The following is a 17,360-nucleotide window of genomic DNA, read 5'->3' on the forward strand; positions in this document are numbered from 1 at the left end:
TGCACGCATAACAATCCACCGAATAAAGATAACCGTTTTCTACTCCAACCGGTTGAATACCGTCAGTCCCACCTCCGAGGCCAACGTATCCGCGTTCGTCACCGGGTCGCTGTTGTTCCAGAACTCCTCCAGATTGCTCAACCCGTCTCCGTCGGCGTCATCATCCCCACGCACGTCGGAGATCGTGACGAGTGCATCATTGGCATCATCTTCAAATATCTGGCGCTCCCAGTCATCCGGAATGCCATCGCCATCCTGGTCGTCATTGCGCCACAGGATGAAACAGCGCTTCACGGGTTGACCGGTGAATGTAGCTACTCCCACCATGACACCCCGGTCATTCATCGCCGTAATGCTTCCTTGCGGGAGATTCCAGCCTCCTCCACTAGGGGCCGCATCGGCCAATCGCACGATGCCTTCTTCCGTCCACAACGCGGGACCGAAGTTTGAGGATGCATTTCCAACTACTTTATCCCAATCGTCCAGAGCAATTGCCGTAAAATTTACTCCTGGTGGGAATGTGTTTTGCAAAGGGAACCATTGTCCGTCCCGGTAGATCCCTCGCTCACCAGTGCTGGTATCTTGTAGAAACGCATGTCCAAAATTATTGAGTTTTAGCGGCACATAACCACTCTCAAACGGCTGAGAGACAACAATATGGCCAGGGCCCTCGGTATCTATATAGACTCCACTGGAGGTTTCGTTGCCATCCATAAAGCTTCGAACGTATCCGAGCGCCATGCCCCGTCGGTTGACATGCACTGGCTGAAGTATATCAAGCCCGCTCCAGTCATTCTCAGCAAATTGTGTGTATGCCTCCGTCGTTCCGTGCAAGGGGGTCTGATACGAGAACAAACCGCTGGATGATGACCGCGCTGCATCAAACAGCGTGTCAAAATCCACAAAGGGCTCGGGAGCTTCAATATATCCTCCGTCTGAAGTATAGGTGCCCCATAAGACACCTCCATTTGTGAATCCTATCACCGCAGAGGTGTAGGCCAGCCAGTCGGTGCGCTTCAGGTCCACCACGAAGGTTTCGTCCATGCTGGCCTGGTACGAATTGTTGAACAGGCTAAATGAATGCACATACTCGTTGTGCACCCCATCAAAGACCGGAGGTGGGGAGTCATCATACCATACCCAGCTGTTGACCCAATCGTTTGCCAGAATGTTCACTGTGCCGAGCGAAGCAATCGTTGTGGTTTGACTGAACGTTTGCGGCAAATCCACAGCGTTCAGCGTGCTTCCATCCCACCAGAACATCGGAGCACTGCCCGGGGTCAAGGGCTTGTAGTAGCCCAGAACGTGCGAATGGTCGTTAATGGCCAGGAGTCCACGCGGTTGCACGGTTTCAGTGTTTGTAAACACCTCGGAGACGCCGTTGGAGGGACTCCATTTCACATATCTATAAATGTTGCTCGCCGTGGGATAGGACCCAATAACCTCGCCCAGATTGTTGATATCTACAGGTTGAAAATAGTGTCCAAACGCTCCCTCCGCAGCCATGATGCCTCCCAGGTCTTTGAGCGCGTAACTGCCTGCCGGAGAGGTGCCTTGCTGATACTCACGCAGATTGGAAACACGGTCACCATCCCGGTCTGCCGATCCATCAGCATCATTGTTCGGGTCCAGGCCAAAGAGCAGTTCCCATGAATCCGGCATGCCATCTCCGTCCGTGTCGGTCGTCTCCTGAGCCCATTGCCCGGTGAACCAATTGTGCGTTTCGTTGAGGTAATACTGGATACGGGAGATGTTGGGGTCAGCGCTGCTCGCCAAAGCCCGATCGTCCAATCCCGTGTCCATCGAATTGGCGGTTTCAAAGGCATCCTCCATCCCGTCTAGATCAGCATCCGTGAACACGGGATTTGATGTCCAGATCTTCAGGTCATCCACATACACATCCGCAGGGAGGTTTCCTCCAAACAGCACCAGGGCTCCGGGCAGCACACCCCGATCCTTGAAGGCAAGGTTCGCCACGAACATCTTGCCATTCACATAGATGTCCCAGGTGTTGTTCACCGCATCCTGCCGGATGCTGATGCGCATCCATTCGCTGGCGGTCACACCATCGCGATTCATCCAGAAGCGATGCCCAGTATCCACCCAGTTTTCCCCACCTCCGCTCCCGGCTCCGTCGCTTACGTAGATCTTCCCCTCAGGCCCGTCCTTGATGAAGCCAATGACCGACCCGTCCAGTACGATCGCCGTCTCAAACCAGTTTTCGTACACCACAGGACGGATCCAGAAATCTACATAAAGCACATTTGCACTGCCTGCCCCGCCAAGGTCACGCCGGACTTCCGTTCCCTGACCTCCAACCATCCGCAACGCTCGCGTAGCCGACTTGACGTACTGGGTGGTGACAACAGCCTCACCCACCGGAACGGTCCAGCCGGAATAGTTACCGATTGGCGTATTGACCGTGTAGTTAAAGCTGTCCGTGATGTTCTGCCCGTCAGCCAATTGATCCAGCTGCAACCATGTCATGGTCGTCAACAAGATGGCTCCAAGACGGGATGGGAGGCACCATCCGGGATTAGGTAGGGATTTCATGAGAAAGAAGCGCCGCTCTCAGCAGCCGCATTCTTAATCGATCAACTCATGCATGGAGAATAAGCAATCCCTACACTCTATATTAGGCACGCTGCTAATGAGTCTAGTTGAAGCAAAATTCATCACCCCGCTGGCGCGATACTTCGCAATCTCATATGTGCACTTGGAAACGCGTCCCCCCTGCCTCACGCACACCACCACCTCACCCAAGACGCGTTCCTGCCTCACCCGGCTGCGCCACATAGATAAATGCAGGCGGTAGATTGGTCCAGACGGTCGGCGTCGTTTCCACCTTTCTGCTGCGAGACGTCAGCAGGCGGCGAAATTTTTGCCCGCGTGGGCCCCAGTGGATTCCGGTATAGACGAAAGTGGCGAACACACCGTCTGGTTTCAGAACGCGGTAAATGCTCTCAAGAAGCTCAGCCTGCACCCGCTCGCTCAGCGCTGCCCAAGGCAGACCCGAAACGATGGTGTCGAAACCTCCGTCAACGAGATACGGACTGTAGTCGAATTCTTGCGCTGCCGCCTGCTCAAAGTTCATTCCAGGAAACCGGCTCTTCAGCGTGTCGACAAAGGCTGCATTCATCTCAAGTCCGAGGTAGCGGGATCCCACAGGAAGCGCCTTTTGGATTTCCTCGGTGAACGCACCAGTACCGGGCCCAAGTTCAAGCACATTCCGGGCTTGCGAAACACCGGCAGCCTTCATCATGAGACGGGCGAGTTGTGGCGACGACGGGGCGACAGCGCCCGTGTGCTGACAATTCTTGATGAATTCGCGGAAGAAGGTCCAGGACATTGCACTTTAGAAAAGCACTCTTGCTCAAGAGTCACGCGTGGAAGTTCAACATAATCGTGACGCAGATTGAGTGGCGACAATGTCACGTTCAAGCAAGCCTGTGAATGTTATCATGGGCATCGCCTGCATCCCCTTAACATCATTTACCGTCGTAAATACCGGACATATCCAGGTACTCTTGGACCATCGGGAAGCCGACACAGGTGGACGATGTCTCGCGGGATTTTGCGTTGACTGACTTCCTGACACCCATGCGTGTTTCCAGGATCTCCTGAACTACAAACTTGGTCTGCCAAAGACGAAAAAAGAACTCATCGTGAAAGAATTCTTTAAAGCCCTTGAAGTCCAGCGTTGGGACGACCATCGCTTCTACCACCACAGCCGCATCAACCAATCCCTGCATTTCATCAGTGCACTGGTATTCATCACGTCCTACGTGATGTTGTTTATCGAGCCCGCGCTGGCAGGCTTGCTAGCCTGGGGCATTTCGATGACCACACGACAGTCCGGTCATTTCTTCTTTGAGCCAAAAGGCTACGACCACGTCAATCATGCCACGCATGAACACAAGGAGGAGATCAAGATCGGCTACAATCTCCAGCGCAAAATCGTACTGATGTCCTTGTGGGCACTGATTCCGCTGGCCCTCTGGCTGGCCCCATCCCTTGGCGGCCTGATCATGCCGGCCACAGATCTGAACGGCTATCTTCATGATGTCGGGATCGCCTGGCTGGCACTCGGCTTGGGCGGCATCCTGTTCCGCACGGTGCATCTGTTTTTCATCTACAACGTGCAGACCGGTTTGACTTGGGCTGTCAAAATCATGACCGATCCCTTTCACGACGCCAGAATCTATGCCAGCGCCCCGCTCTATCTGATGCGCGGTCAGCTCATTGACCCGATGGATCATGCCCGCTCCGAGGACCCGTGCCCGGCATTGGTGAGAGTTCGCACCGGAGAGTAACTCCGGCCGCTTTCGCGCCTCACCAAGTCAGCTATTGGAACCGGTGCCTCAGCATTTCCCGCAGCACGCCTCGCTTGATCGACTTGTTGGTAAGCGAGGCGTCCTGCCACCACCAGCCGGCGGCTTGCATCGCTTTTGCTGCGGCGATGATGCGTTCACTCACCTCCGCGAATTCTTCATCAGTGAAGTTGAGGCTGAAGACAAGTCGACCGGTTCCCACCCAGGACAAGGCCAGCCCATGCGCGCGCAAGTAAAACTGGTACATCCAGTTGTAGCGGGAAGCCCGGGTGAACGACACCGTCCAGATTGTCGAGAGATTCGACACAGTGACAGGAAGCCCTGCTTCAAGGAGTCGCTGGTTGAGCTGTTCTGCGCGGCTGTTCCAGACCCCGTCCAGACCCGCATACAAAGCTTGCACAGAGGGCGTTTGCACACGCTCGAGGAACACCTGCATCGCCGCCATGACATGCGGATGCGAATTGAAGGTGCCGCGAGCAAAGCAAATGTCCCCCGGACGGTCATCGCGGTAGCGCTTCATGAGATGACGTTTGCCACAGACCACGCCCACGGGGAATCCTCCACCGAGCGTCTTGCCGTACGTCACCATGTCCGCCTTCACTCCGAAATACTCCTGCGCACCGCCCAGTGCGAGCCGGAAGCCGAGGAAGACCTCGTCAAAGATCAGCACAATGCCGTTCGCGGTGCAGGCCTCCCGCAGTTGCTGGAGCCATCTGGTATAGGCTTCGCGGTCAAAGTGCGCGCTGCGGCTGCTGTCCACCAGCGTGCCGTCTCCAGGTGCAGCCTTGTTCGGGTGCAGCCCCTGCAGAGGATTCACCAGCACGCAGGCGACATCGCGCCTCTTGCGAAGCACCTGCAGGGCGGCCCCAGACATCTCCTGGAGGGTGTAGACTCTTCCGGGCGGCATGGGATTGCCGGGACCTGGCTGCACATCATCCCACCAGCCGTGATAGGCGCCACAGAAGCGCACAATCTTTTTCCGACGTGTGTGATACCGGGCCAGGCGCACTGCCTGCATCACCGCCTCCGTCCCGGACATGTGGAAGGAAACTTCATCCATACCGGAGATGCGGCACAGCTCTTCTGCGTTCCATGCCACCGAAGGATGGCAGCTGCCGAGGACCATGCCCATGCCAGCGGCACGTGCGCTGCCTTCGGCCATGCACGACTTGTAGAAGTCATGGCCGAAGACATTGACTCCATAAGAACCCGTGAGGTCGATGAGACGCTCTCCATCGAGGTCAGTGACACTCACGCCTTCCGCGGAATCCAGGAACGCTCCGATGGAGAAGTGCTCCCTCACATACCTGCTGAATTGAAAGGGCACTCGATAAGCGCCCGTGAACTGCAGGTCGGAGATTCTCTCCCTCGCCTGCTTCGTCAGCGCGATGGATTTCTGGTGTCGCGCATTCAGGGTTGCGGCCAGTTCGGCAAAGCCTGTGCGTCTGGCAGACTGAATATCCGCGGGCGCTCCATCGCACGAAAAGAACCGATCCCCGTCATACGAGTAACCAGGCACCTGCGACGCAAAACGCTTCGCCATGCGCGAATGTCCGGTGAGCGAGCGGTGTTTGGCCAGCGACAGTTCAATCCTCTGGCAGACTGGTCGCCAGGCTGCGGCCACCACGGCCGCAGTAGTTACGGTAAGGGCAATCGGTTCGATGGGGGTCACTTTGGTTCGTTGAAACAATCCACGTATTGCGGCCCACCCACTCAGCAATGAACTTCATGTTACAGATTCGAAAGTTACGGGACAGCCTTCTACTCCAGGAAGACCTCAATTTCCTCCTCACCAATCGCTTGCCACGCCGCGAGATCACCCGGCTCATGGGATGGTTCAGCAAGATCAGAAATCCCCTCGTCTGCCGGATGTCCATCGCCACGTGGCGCATGTTCACCGATCTTGATCTCAGCGAAGCGCGCTCCAACTCCTTTCAGAGCCTGCATGAGTGCTTCACTCGCGATTTGAAGCCCGGCTCCCGGGTCGTCGATTCCGACCCGCAAGTCATTACCAGCCCTTGCGATGCCATTGTCGGCGCCACCGGCATGGTGCAGTCTGGCGAAGTCTTCCAGGCCAAGGGCTTCCCCTACCGTCTTGAAGACCTCTTCGGTCAGGCCGAGCGCGCCATGCCGTTCGAAGGCGGTACGTATGTGACCCTGCGACTGACCTCGACCATGTATCACCGCTTCCATGCTCCTTCGGATGGTCGCATCGACCACGTGAGCTACCTCAGCGGCGATACTTGGAACGTGAATCCCATCGCACTCAAACGCGTCGAGCGCCTGTTTTGCCGCAATGAACGAGCAGTCATCCGCATGTCTCTTGCGGATGGAACCCCGTTCGCGCTGGTACCCGTCGCTGCCATTCTGGTAGCGAGCATCCGGCTCCATTTCCTGGATGTGCTGCTACATCTGCGCTGGCCCGGCCCGAATGAATTTGCATGCAATCAAGCCGTGAAAAAGGGCGAAGAACTGGGCTGGTTCGAGCACGGCTCCACCATCATCGTCTTCGCCCCGTCCGGCTTCACCCTTGCTCCAGGCATTGAGAGCGGAACCCGCATACAGATGGGACAGCCGTTGATGAAACTTCCCACTTCACGCACTGACCCTGCCCCTATGACGCAGGTATCCGCACGTGAGCTTCCACTGCCTGCGGCTGGCATGGCAACTGGCTGAAGAATTCGACCAGGCATGCCACCGACTCCACTGGCTTTGTAAACAGCGAATGATGCGCCCCCTGCACCTCGAACACTTGTGTCTGCGGCGCGATGGCTGCCACCTCATCACGGTTGGGCCGAGGCACGGTGGCATCGTGACTCGACGCCAGATACATCAGAGGTGCGTGACATGCCTTTAGCAAGTCACGGACATCCACACTCAAGGCCGCCTGGGCACGCGCGGCAAGCACCTTGGGGCTGACCTTCCTCCACAACACCACCTTGGCACTCCGAAGTTCACTGCTCGCGAATCCCGGAATCACATACCGAATTCGCCGAATCGCACGAACCAGGCCGTACAGCGCAGGTGTTATCACGGAACGAATGCGGGCCAGCCGGGGAATCGGAGGCGTCACAAAGGTGGCACATAACACCACGGCTGAGACCTGCGATGGACGCCGCGTTGCAATCATCAGGGCCAGTGGACCACCAAACGACCATCCGAGAATGGCAAACTCACCCAACGAAGCAACCTCTCGCTCCACATGCTCAATCAGCTCTTCGTAGCTGTTCGCGCCTCCATCTGGATATTCAATAACGACAGGGCGAATCCATGCTGGCAACGTTCGGAGCAGAGGCGCAAAGAGAATCCCCGTTCCATCCATTCCCGGCAGCAACACCAGGGTCATCGTTGTAGATTCATTCTTCACCGGGCCACGAGCATGTGTACAGCCCCCAGCATAGCGCCTTGTGGCAGCGCCTACAGGTCCAACAACGCAGCACTTTGTTAAGTTCGCGTCACATTGGCGCCGTCAGGAACGCGAAGGCGTCTCTCCTGGCGCAGACTTCACCCCGCTCAGCGGATGCTGTGTGGCGGCCTGCCAGGCAAGCTCCTGAAGCAGGCGGTTGAGCTTCTCCGCCTCAGGAAGCTTGGCCAGTGAAGCAGGTACCGGCAGGCCAATCGGGCTGCGCTGGTAGATGACCGCAAAATGGCAATACGCAGCCAGCACCATGATGTGTGCGCGGCAATGCCCGAGCGGATCAGTGAATAGTTCGCTTTGCTTGCTGATGCCCGGCGCTTCTCCCTTGATGACCTTTTCACGCAAGGCCAGCACGGCCTGTCCTACGGGCACGACAAAAACAGCGCTCTTCCCTGCCTTCGTGTTCAGTTCACGCACCAGCTTGTCCATGTCTTCGAAGTAGGTTGCATGGGCAGCACGAAGTTGCTCCATCGTCTTCGTGTCCCGGTCGATCGTCACACCTTTCCCGCGTGTTGCCCACAGAGCGGGATCGTCAAAGGGCACCCAGAACTCCTGAATAGTGACGCGCAGCGCAGGATTGTGCTGCAAGCCGAAGGTCACAAAATTCTCGATGCCAGGATCCGGGAGATATATGGGCGAAAGCGTCAGCACATCCGCTTTTCCAGCTTCAAGGACGGGCTTCACCTTGTTCTTGTCTCCAGCCAGGTCCCAGTGCTGGATGACCCGGGAGCCCCCGATGCCCTGCACCGTGGCGATTTCATGCCCAGTGATGCCGGCTCCCGCAGCCATTTCTTTGAGCAGCGCCGGCATCCACACATGAAAGCTGTGCCCCGCCGTGGCCACACGCAGCCCCTTGGGAGGCGCATTCACTGCCGAACCTTCGGCAGCAGTGGCAGCGGATACAGAACAAGAAAGGATGGCAAAGCAGGCGGCGAGAAAGGCGTGGCGCTTCATCATGGCCCGATGCAAACGCCGCCACCTCCACCCATATTGCTCAAGAAGTGACCACGGTCCCCCTGGTAAGCGTACTGCTGGCGATGAACTCCGCCTCTTCCAGAGCTTCGATCACATAGGGCCAGCAATTCCCAAACTCATACGCCTCACCCGGGCCAAGGATGGTATCTCCACGCGCCGGTGTTCCAGTGATCCACACCCTGCCTTGTGTCAGCTCCAATCGGGAAACGCCATCCGATTTTTCTAGAGTGAACACCATGCCGCGCGGCAGGTGTGCGGCCTCCGTCGTGCTTACGGCTCCAGGCAGGCTCACACGCCCGGACAATGTCCATAGCTTCTCCAACGCCTCGCCAATGCGATGAAGCATGCCTCCAACCGTGGTCCGAAAGTTCGGGCGGGAGGCACGCAGGGATAGGCTGGAAGTGTTCATGACAGAATCTTCGCACCCGCCGTCTGTGTTGAACAGATTCACAACAATAACTTTTCCCATTATACAGATCACGACACACCTCGCACTGTACTACCAGAGCGAACTTACACACACTTTTGCAATTGCTTCATCCTCAGCAGCGATTCATCTGTATAACATAAAACTCACGCAAACTGTATCTGTGCAGCACACAGAGCGGTGATATTTTATAGGCATGCACTCCACGGTATCTCATGAAGCAGGGCCGCTTTACCGCACCTTGGCCGATCGCCTGGAGGGAATGATCGGCTCGAATTCCCTTCGCCCCGGCGACCGCATGCCGTCTGTCCGCCAGTTTGCGCGACAGCAGCGTGTAAGCGTACCCACCGCCATGCACGCCTATGCCACACTGGAGACACGTGGTCTCGTGGAGGCACGACCGAAGTCAGGCTTCTTTGTGCGAGCGAGCAAGGCAGACCTCGTCCGCGCACCGAAGATCATCACCAGCTCTCCGAAGGTCACCGATTTCTCCAGTCTCGATCCGCTGGATTCCATCATCGCAGCGCATGACAATCCCAACCTCGTTCCCCTGGGCATGGCGCTGCCGGATCCTGAGTTGCTGCCGGGTGAGAAGCTCGCGCGCAGCATGAGTTCCATTGCACGCAGTCTCGGAGCTCGCAGCACCAACTATGACATGCCACCGGGCAGCGAATGCCTGCGCCGTGAACTTGCGCGCCGCTCGCTTGATTGGGGCTGTGCGCTACAGCCTGAGGAATTCATCATCACCAACGGATGCACGGAAGCGCTCTCCCTCGCCCTACGAGCCGTATGTTCACCAGGCGACACCGTGGTGGTGGAGTCACCCACCTACTTTGGTCTCACCTGCATTCTCCGCGAACTGCAGCTCAAAGCCCTGCCCATTCCGGTCGACAGTCAGAACGGCCTGGATCTCGATGCGCTCGAAACCTGCCTGCGCCGGAACAAGGTGGCCGCGTGCGCTTTGATTCCCAACTTCCACAATCCCGTGGGCTACGTGATGCCCGAGGACCGCAAGCGACGTCTCCTGGAGATCGTCGGCAAGCGGGATATCCCCGTCATCGAGGATGACATCTACGGTGAGCTCAATCACACCGGCGACCGGCCGCGCTGCCTGAAGGCCTTTGACCGGGACGGCCTCGTGGTGCTGTGCAGCTCCTTCTCGAAGAACCTCGCACCCGGCTATCGAGTGGGTTATGTCTCGGCGGGTCGCTGGCACGCCAAAGTGATGCGCCTGAAGATCGCGTACTCACTGGCGAATGCGACTCTTCCCTCATTGGTCATCTCTGAGTATCTGAGAAATGGGGGCTATGATCGCTACCTGCGCACTTTGCGACAGACCTACCGCCAGCAGGTGGAGCGCATGCGCGAAGCCGTAGTGCACAGTTTCCCCGAAGGTATCGGCCTCTCCCGTCCGCAGGGGAACTTTGTCTTGTGGTGCGAGCTCCCTCCACAGGTGGATTCGCTGGTGCTCTTCAAGCAGGCCTTGCGAGCAGGCATCAGCATCGCACCAGGTCCATTGTTCTCACCGGACGGCGGATTCAGCAACTGCCTGCGGCTCAATTGCGGCTACCCCATGACTCCCACCGTGGAGCGCGCCGTAACCGTGCTGGGACAGCTTGCGAAGCAACTGGCGCGCAGCTAAGGCTGGGGGCGTACTCGCAGTAGCCCCATCATGAATACTCCGCCCATCTTTGCTGTTTCCCAGGCGTTTGCCGATGGCGTGTCCTCCTTCGCAGGTCTGTTGTGGGGCTGGCCCCTGATCATCCTGCTCTTTGGCACTCATCTCTTCCTCACGTTCCGCCTTGGATTCATACAGAGGTTTATCGGGCGAGCCATCAGGCTCTCCGTGACCAAGGAAGAAGGCGCGGAGGGTGATGTCAGCAATTTCGGAGCGCTCGTGACTGCTCTCGCTGCCACCATTGGCACTGGTAATATCATCGGAGTCGCCGGTGCCGTTGCCATGGGAGGTCCCGGAGCCGTCTTGTGGATGTGGCTCACCGGTGTCTTCGGCATTGCCACCAAATACACGGAGGCTCTTCTTGCCGTGAAATATCGCGTAAAACTCGCGAATGGCACCTGGGCAGGCGGCCCCATGTATGTCCTCGAAAGGGCGCTCGGCATGAAATGGCTCGGCATTCTCTTCGCCATCTTCACCTGCATCGCTGCGTTTGGTATCGGCTGCATGACCCAGGCGAACTCCGTCGTCTCCCAGATTCAGCAGACGCTTCCGGATTCCAATCCCCAGACCGTAGCTTGGGTTTCCGGCATTGCCATGAGCGCACTCACCGCCTTTGTCGTGCTGGGGGGCATCAAATCCATCGCCCGCTTCTGCGAATTTCTGGTGCCCATCATGGCGGCAGGATACGTGTTGGGATGCGTGGCCATCCTGATCAAAAACTGGGCCGTGCTGGATGACTCCATCATTCTCATCTTCAAATCTGCCTTTACCGGCCAGGCTGCTCTCGGTGGTTTTGTAGGTGCAGGATTAAAGGAAGCGATGCGGGCCGGGATAGCACGTGGGCTCTTCTCAAATGAATCCGGGCTCGGCAGCGCCCCCATTGTGGCCGCCGCCGCGCAAACCCGCAATCCAGTGCGCCAGGCCCTGGTTTCATCCACTGGCACCTTCTGGGATACGGTGGTCGTGTGCCTGGCGACAGGATTGGTGATTGTCAGCAGTGGTCACTGGCAGGAAGGCCTGGACAAGACGCAGCTCACACGTGCTGCCTTTGCGGACCTGAATGTCTACGGACCTTCCATCCTGACCTTTGGCCTCCTCACCTTTGTCTTCTCCACCATTCTGGGATGGAACTACTACGGGGAGAAGGCTGCCGAATACCTGTTTGGCACACGGGCAGTGTTTCCCTATCGCATCCTCTGGGTCCTTGCGGTGCTGGTCGGATCCGTGCACAAGGATCAGCTCGTGTGGGATTTTGCGGACATCGCCAATGCCTTCATGGCCTTGCCCAACATCATCGCTCTGCTGGCGCTGAGTGGCATCGCAGCACGTGAGACCCGGGCGAATCGCCATGAACTCACGGGGAAGCTGGCGGAGGAAAATACCCGGTAGGCTTGTCACGCGTTCGCCGCTGTCGCCGCCTCAATCTCCATGCCAGTGGGTTCCTTCTTGGGAGGACCGCTGATCTTCTCCGCCAGTCGCTGCACCACGACATACAGCCACGGGATGAAGAACACACCCACCACCGTGGCAGTGGTCATACCAAAGCAGACCGCCGTCCCCAGGCTCTGGCGGCTGGCGGCACCCGCGCCACTGGAGAGCACGAGAGGTACCACGCCGAGAATGAAGGCCAGTGACGTCATCACGATGGGTCGCAGACGGAGCTTGGCGCCTTCCAGTGCAGCTTCTTCAATGTCCATCCCATTCTCACGCCGCACCTTGGCAAACTCCACGATGAGAATCGCATTCTTCGCCGCGAGGCCGATGAGCATCACGAGGCCAATCTGTACATAGACATCATTGGTCAGTCCCCGCAGCCACGCGCCGAGGAAGGCACCAAAGACACCGATGGGCAGGCCAAACAACACGGCGAATGGCACCGCCCAGCTCTCATACTGCGCCGCCAGCACCAGGAAGACAAAGAGCAGTGCCAGCGCGAGAATGGTCGTCTGCTGGCCACCGGCTTGTTTCTCCTGAAGCGCGGTGCCGGTCCACTCGTAGCCGTATCCATCCGGCAGTTGTTCCTTGGCCACTTGCTCCATGGTGGAAATCACCTGCCCCGAGCTGAATCCCGGCGCCGCAGACGCAGTGATCTCCGCATTGCGGTACACGTTGTAGTGGGGCAGCAGATCCGCGCCGGTCGCGGACTCCACCTTGGCGAAGGTGCTGAATGGCACCATGCTGCCATCCGCACTGCGCACATAGATGTTGTTGATGTCCTCCGGATTCATCCGGTAGCTCGGCTCCGCCTGCACCTTCACTTGAAAGCTGCGTCCGAAGAGCGTGAGGTCGTTCACATAAAGCCCACCGAGGTAGGACTGCAGCGCCCCAAACACACTGTCGAGCGGGATGCCCAGCGTTTTGATCTTGTCACGGTCCAGATCCACGGAGAGCTGCGGTACCCGCGTGCTGTAGAAGGTGAAGGCTCGGGCGATGCCCGGCTTCTGCGATACTGCACCAAGGAACTGATCTGCCACCTGCTGCAGTTCCTCCGGCGTGCGACCGCTGCGATCCTGCAATTCAAATTGCACCCCACCTGCATTCCCCAGGCCCTGGATGGGCGGGGGCGAGGTAGGAATAATCATCGCCTCAGGAATCTGGCTCACCTTGGCATAGACCGACGGCACAATGTGCGCCACCTGCTCTTCAGGCTTGGTGCGCTCACTCCAATCTTTCAGGGACACGATGCAAGCTCCCGAGTTGGAACTGCGCGCACCGCTGAGCAAGTTCAGACCACCGATGGTGATGACATCGCTTACGCCCGGCGTCTGCTTCAGGATATCCTCCACCTTGCGCAGCACGCGATCGGTGCGCTCTTGAGAGGCTCCATCCGGCAGCGTGGTGACCACGAAGATATAGCCCATGTCTTCGTCCGGCAGGAAGGAGGTTGGCAGACGTTTCAACAGCCCCACGGCTCCAAGATAGATCGCTGCCAGCAAGACCACCGAAATGATGCCGAAGCGAATCAGCCTGCGGCAAATGCTCACATAAGTGCCCGTCACTCGATCGAAGAAGCGATTGAACGCCGCCAGCGCCCTGCCCACCGGTCCTTTGGACGGATTGCGATGCCGCAGGAGCATCACGCACAGAGCCGGCGTCAATGTGAGCGCTACCAGAGCAGAGATCAGTACTGACACGGAAAGTGTGATGGCAAACTGCTGATACAGCTTCCCTGTGATACCGCCCATGAAGGACACGGGGACGAACACCGAGCAGAGCACCAGCGCGATGGCGATCACTGGACCGGATACTTCTGTCATCGCCCGCTGGGTGGCCTGCAGCGGGCTCAAGCCCTTCTCAATGTGGTGCTCCACCGCCTCCACCACCACGATGGCATCATCCACCACCAGGCCAATGGCCAGCACCAGCGCAAAGAGGGTAAGTGTATTGATGGAAAAGCCCAGCGGTCCAAAGATGGCGAATGTGCCGATCAGCGACACAGGCACCGCCAGCATCGGAATCAAGGTCGCACGCCAGTTCCCCAGGAAGACGAACACCACCACCACCACCAGCACGAATGCCTCCAGCAGTGTGTGGAGCACCTCCTCAATCGATGCAGTCACGAACTTGGTGGTGTCAAAACTCACCGCGACCTTCATTCCTGGCGGCAAGGACTCAGCAAGCAGATCCATGCGCGCCTTCGCCGCATTGGCCGTATCCAGTGCATTCGCTGTGGGAAGCTGGAAGATCCCGATGAGCGCAGCCGGCGAACCATTGATGCGACCAAAGCTGGTGTAGTCCTTCCCCCCAAGCTCCGTGCGTGCCACATCGCGGATGCGCACCACGGTGCCATCCTGCAACGTCAGGATCACAATGTCGCCAAACTCCTCCGGGTCGACGAGCCGTCCCTTCACGTTTACCGAAAACTGGAACTCCGCGCCCTTCGCGGCTGGAGGCGATCCGATTTGACCCGCGGCAGCCTGCACGTTTTGTTCTTGCAGCGCGCGCGACACGTCATTCGCAGTGAGGCCCAGCTTGGCCAGCTTGTCCGGCTGGAGCCACACACGCATGGAGTAGTCCTTCTGCGTGAAGATCTGCACCGCGCCCACCCCCTGCACACGTGCCAGTTCGGATTGCAGGTTCAGGAAGGCATAGTTGTTCAGGAAGAGGTCATCGTAGGTCCCATCCGGAGAGCTCAGGGCAAACACAAGCAGCATGTCCGGCGACTGCTTCGTCACGGTGATGCCATTCTTCGTCACGTCCGCCGGCAGCTTGGGTTGCGCACGTGCCACGCGGTTCTGCACATCCACCGCAGCGTCATCGATGTTCTTGCCCACCTTGAAGGTGACCTTGATGCTGCATTGCCCATCACTCGTGCTGCTGCTGGACATGTAGATCATGTCCTCCGCTCCATTGATTTCCTGCTCCAGTGGTGTGGTCACTGTTTCCTCCACCACCTTCGAGCTGGCGCCGGGATACGTCGCCGTGACCTGGATGGTCGGCGGCGTCATATTCGGATAACGTGCGATGGGAAGGGAACGCAATCCAAGATACCCCACCAACACGATGAGGATGGAGAGCACCATCGCAAAGACACGACGCTGGATGAAGAAATGGGCCATGACGTGAGCGGGTGCGGGTTATTTCGCGGCGGGCGTTTCCGACTTGGCGGGCATAGCGTCCGCCTCCTTTTTATCCTGCGGTGCCGATGAGGCAGGACTTGCTGCGGCTGGCGGCGGAGCGGCAGGCGTCGAGGGCTGCGTCATCGGAGTCACCACCATTCCCGGGCGGGCCTTTTGAATGCCTTCAATGATCACACGCTCACCTTCCTTGACTCCTTCAGACACCACGAAGAGATCTTCAACACGGTCGGTGATTTGCACCGGTCGCTGTTCCACCTTGTTCCCCTCTCCCACCACAAACACAAACTTGATGCTCTGCGTTGTGGAGACCGCCCGCTGCGGAATAAGAATGGCGCCGGGACGATCCTCCGGCTTTGCGCGCACACGGGCAAACTGTCCGGGCCGGAGGAGCCCCTCTTTGTTTGGGAAGGTCACCACCACTTTCAGGGTTCCAGCGCGGGCATCCAGGGCACGATCCGCAAAATCAAACCTCCCGATCTGTGGATACGTGGAACCGTCCCCGAGGAGCAACTGGAACTGCATCGATTCACTGTGCCGCTCCCTTGCCTCGTCATCACCCAGGAAGCGCTTTTGAAAGCGGAGGAAACTGGACTCGGAAACGTGGAATACCGCTCTCATGGGATCCACGGTGGACACCGTGGCCAGCAGGGTGGAGCCGCCGGTGCTGCCCACGTAGTTTCCCACGTCCACCTGGCGCTCCCCGATGATGCCATCAAAGGGGGCCTTCATCTGCGTGTACCCCAGATCCAACTCCGCCTTTTTCAGCGAGGCTTTCGCACCCAGCATGTCCGCCTCAGCAACTTTTGCAGTGGAGATGGCATTGTCCAGATCCTGCTGCGAAATGGCGCTCTGCTTCACGAGAGGACGCAGGCGCTCCACATCCGCATTGGCACGGGAGAGCGTTGCCTCTGTCTTGCTCACATTGGCCTTCGCTTCCTCCACGATGGCCTGGTAGGGCTTGGGATCGATCTCAAACAACAGCGCCCCCTGTTTCACAAGTCCACCTTCCCGGAAGGGCGCTTGAGTCAAGAAGCCCTGCACCCGGGCGCGGATCTCCACCGTCTGAAACGCTTCGGTCTGCGCCACATTGTCCACGTAGATGGGCACGTCCTTCTTGATGACCGTGGCCACCACCACGGCTGGTGGAGGCGGTGCCGCGGGACCTTGTGGACCACTTTTGCCACACGATGACAGTGCTGCGGCGCCGGTGACGGCCAGGAGAGTGCAGGCGATCGCTTTCATGACTTGGGAGATTTGAGGACAGCCCTCAGGCAGAGATTGGTGATGAACTCGCTTTCTTCTTCGAGTGCGCGTCCGCTTTTGCGTGTGGCAATCCAGTCGCGATAAAATCCGTGAAGCATCCCCTGTAGAGCCACAGCGAAGTGGCGGGGATTTCCTGACTGGAACATGCCCTTTTTCTGTCCAGCTTTCACACAGTCTGCCAGCAAGCTTAGCAGACGTTCCTGCTGCACTTCAAGACGCTTCCAATAGTCGGCGCTCAAACTTGTCTCCAGGCGCTCGCCGAAATAAATCTGCAGGAGCGACATGTCGCGCCGCACGGACTCCAACTGACCGGAGATGACTCGGCGAAGCACTTCCACCGGATCCTTCACCTCCTTGATGCGCTCCTGAACGAACCGCAGCACGCTCGCGATCCGGCGCTCCACCAGTTCCACGTACAGGGCTTCTTTCCCCGGGAAATAGCGGTACAGGGCGCCCGTCGCGTACTCCGCGGCCTTCGCGATCTCATCCATGGAGGCGCCATGAAATCCCTTCTGGGCAAAGACCCGGCTCGCTGCGGCCAGCATGTCCTCCACCTTGCGCTCACGCTCCCTCGCCTTACGGGGAGTGGCTGTTCCGGCATCAGAATCCAAGTTCATGAATGTGAACGTACGTTCACATTCATGAACAAACCGTCAAATGGATTCTTGTTTATCCAAGTCGCCCCACC

Annotated in this window: 13 protein-coding genes; 4 read left to right on the top strand and 9 right to left on the bottom strand. The window is 58.2% G+C overall.

All coding sequences use genetic code 11. The features are described from left to right. Positions 1–39 precede the first annotated feature (39 nt). Positions 40–2,553, bottom strand: coding sequence for a thrombospondin type 3 repeat-containing protein (locus DES53_RS11240; protein WP_147263349.1), 2,514 nt, complete (start codon positions 2,551–2,553; stop codon positions 40–42). 202 nt (positions 2,554–2,755) lie between these two features. Next, a complete protein-coding gene (locus DES53_RS11245) occupies positions 2,756–3,262 on the bottom strand; it encodes a class I SAM-dependent methyltransferase (RefSeq protein ID WP_170157026.1) in 507 nt (168 codons plus the stop codon). A 403-nt stretch (positions 3,263–3,665) separates the two neighbouring features. Here DES53_RS11245 and DES53_RS11250 point away from each other — a divergent pair, with 403 nt between their 5' ends. Then, positions 3,666–4,313 carry a hypothetical protein gene (locus DES53_RS11250; protein WP_113958358.1) on the top strand — a complete coding sequence of 216 codons (648 nt, stop codon included), beginning with the start codon at positions 3,666–3,668 and terminating at the stop codon, positions 4,311–4,313. A 31-nt stretch (positions 4,314–4,344) separates the two neighbouring features. Here DES53_RS11250 and DES53_RS11255 read toward each other — a convergent pair whose 3' ends face one another. Next, positions 4,345–6,003, bottom strand: coding sequence for an aminotransferase class III-fold pyridoxal phosphate-dependent enzyme (locus tag DES53_RS11255; protein ID WP_113958359.1), 1,659 nt, complete (start codon positions 6,001–6,003; stop codon positions 4,345–4,347). Positions 6,004–6,059: 56 nt separating this feature from the next. Here DES53_RS11255 and asd point away from each other — a divergent pair, with 56 nt between their 5' ends. Beyond that, positions 6,060–7,007 (top strand): archaetidylserine decarboxylase, encoded by a 948-nt coding sequence (gene asd, locus DES53_RS11260; RefSeq protein WP_113958598.1) that lies wholly within the window; start codon positions 6,060–6,062, stop codon positions 7,005–7,007. Here the strand turns inward: asd and DES53_RS11265 are convergent. From DES53_RS11265 to DES53_RS11275, 3 genes are all read right to left on the bottom strand, one after another. Next, entirely contained in the window at positions 6,946–7,677 is a 732-nt protein-coding gene (locus DES53_RS11265) for an alpha/beta fold hydrolase (RefSeq protein ID WP_113958360.1), read from the bottom strand. The two genes, asd and DES53_RS11265, sit on opposite strands and share 62 nt — an antisense overlap. A gap of 123 nt (positions 7,678–7,800) precedes the next feature. Then, entirely contained in the window at positions 7,801–8,706 is a 906-nt protein-coding gene (locus DES53_RS11270; protein WP_113958361.1) for a hypothetical protein, read from the bottom strand. Positions 8,707–8,743: 37 nt separating this feature from the next. Continuing rightward, positions 8,744–9,133: a DUF2917 domain-containing protein gene (locus tag DES53_RS11275; protein WP_170157027.1), complete on the bottom strand. Its 390-nt coding sequence runs from the start codon at positions 9,131–9,133 to the stop codon at positions 8,744–8,746. A 259-nt stretch (positions 9,134–9,392) separates the two neighbouring features. Between DES53_RS11275 and DES53_RS11280 the strand changes: the two genes are divergently transcribed. Then, positions 9,393–10,793 carry an aminotransferase-like domain-containing protein gene (locus DES53_RS11280; protein ID WP_245958143.1) on the top strand — a complete coding sequence of 467 codons (1,401 nt, stop codon included), beginning with the start codon at positions 9,393–9,395 and terminating at the stop codon, positions 10,791–10,793. Positions 10,794–10,823: 30 nt separating this feature from the next. Continuing rightward, positions 10,824–12,218 carry an alanine/glycine:cation symporter family protein gene (locus tag DES53_RS11285; protein ID WP_113958364.1) on the top strand — a complete coding sequence of 465 codons (1,395 nt, stop codon included), beginning with the start codon at positions 10,824–10,826 and terminating at the stop codon, positions 12,216–12,218. 5 nt (positions 12,219–12,223) lie between these two features. Here DES53_RS11285 and DES53_RS11290 read toward each other — a convergent pair whose 3' ends face one another. Genes DES53_RS11290 through DES53_RS11300 form a run of 3 tightly spaced genes read right to left on the bottom strand, consistent with a single transcriptional unit; the run spans position 12,224 to position 17,289 of the window. After that, positions 12,224–15,388, bottom strand: coding sequence for an efflux RND transporter permease subunit (locus tag DES53_RS11290; RefSeq protein ID WP_113958365.1), 3,165 nt, complete (start codon positions 15,386–15,388; stop codon positions 12,224–12,226). Positions 15,389–15,406: 18 nt separating this feature from the next. Beyond that, positions 15,407–16,651: an efflux RND transporter periplasmic adaptor subunit gene (locus DES53_RS11295; RefSeq protein WP_113958366.1), complete on the bottom strand. Its 1,245-nt coding sequence runs from the start codon at positions 16,649–16,651 to the stop codon at positions 15,407–15,409. Beyond that, complete coding sequence (locus DES53_RS11300) at positions 16,648–17,289, bottom strand: TetR/AcrR family transcriptional regulator (RefSeq protein WP_113958367.1); 642 nt, start codon at positions 17,287–17,289, stop codon at positions 16,648–16,650. Before DES53_RS11300 ends, DES53_RS11295 begins: the two co-directional genes overlap by 4 nt. Positions 17,290–17,360 lie beyond the last annotated feature (71 nt).

It is taken from the genome of Roseimicrobium gellanilyticum (assembly GCF_003315205.1).
Lineage (GTDB): Bacteria > Verrucomicrobiota > Verrucomicrobiia > Verrucomicrobiales > Verrucomicrobiaceae > Roseimicrobium > Roseimicrobium gellanilyticum.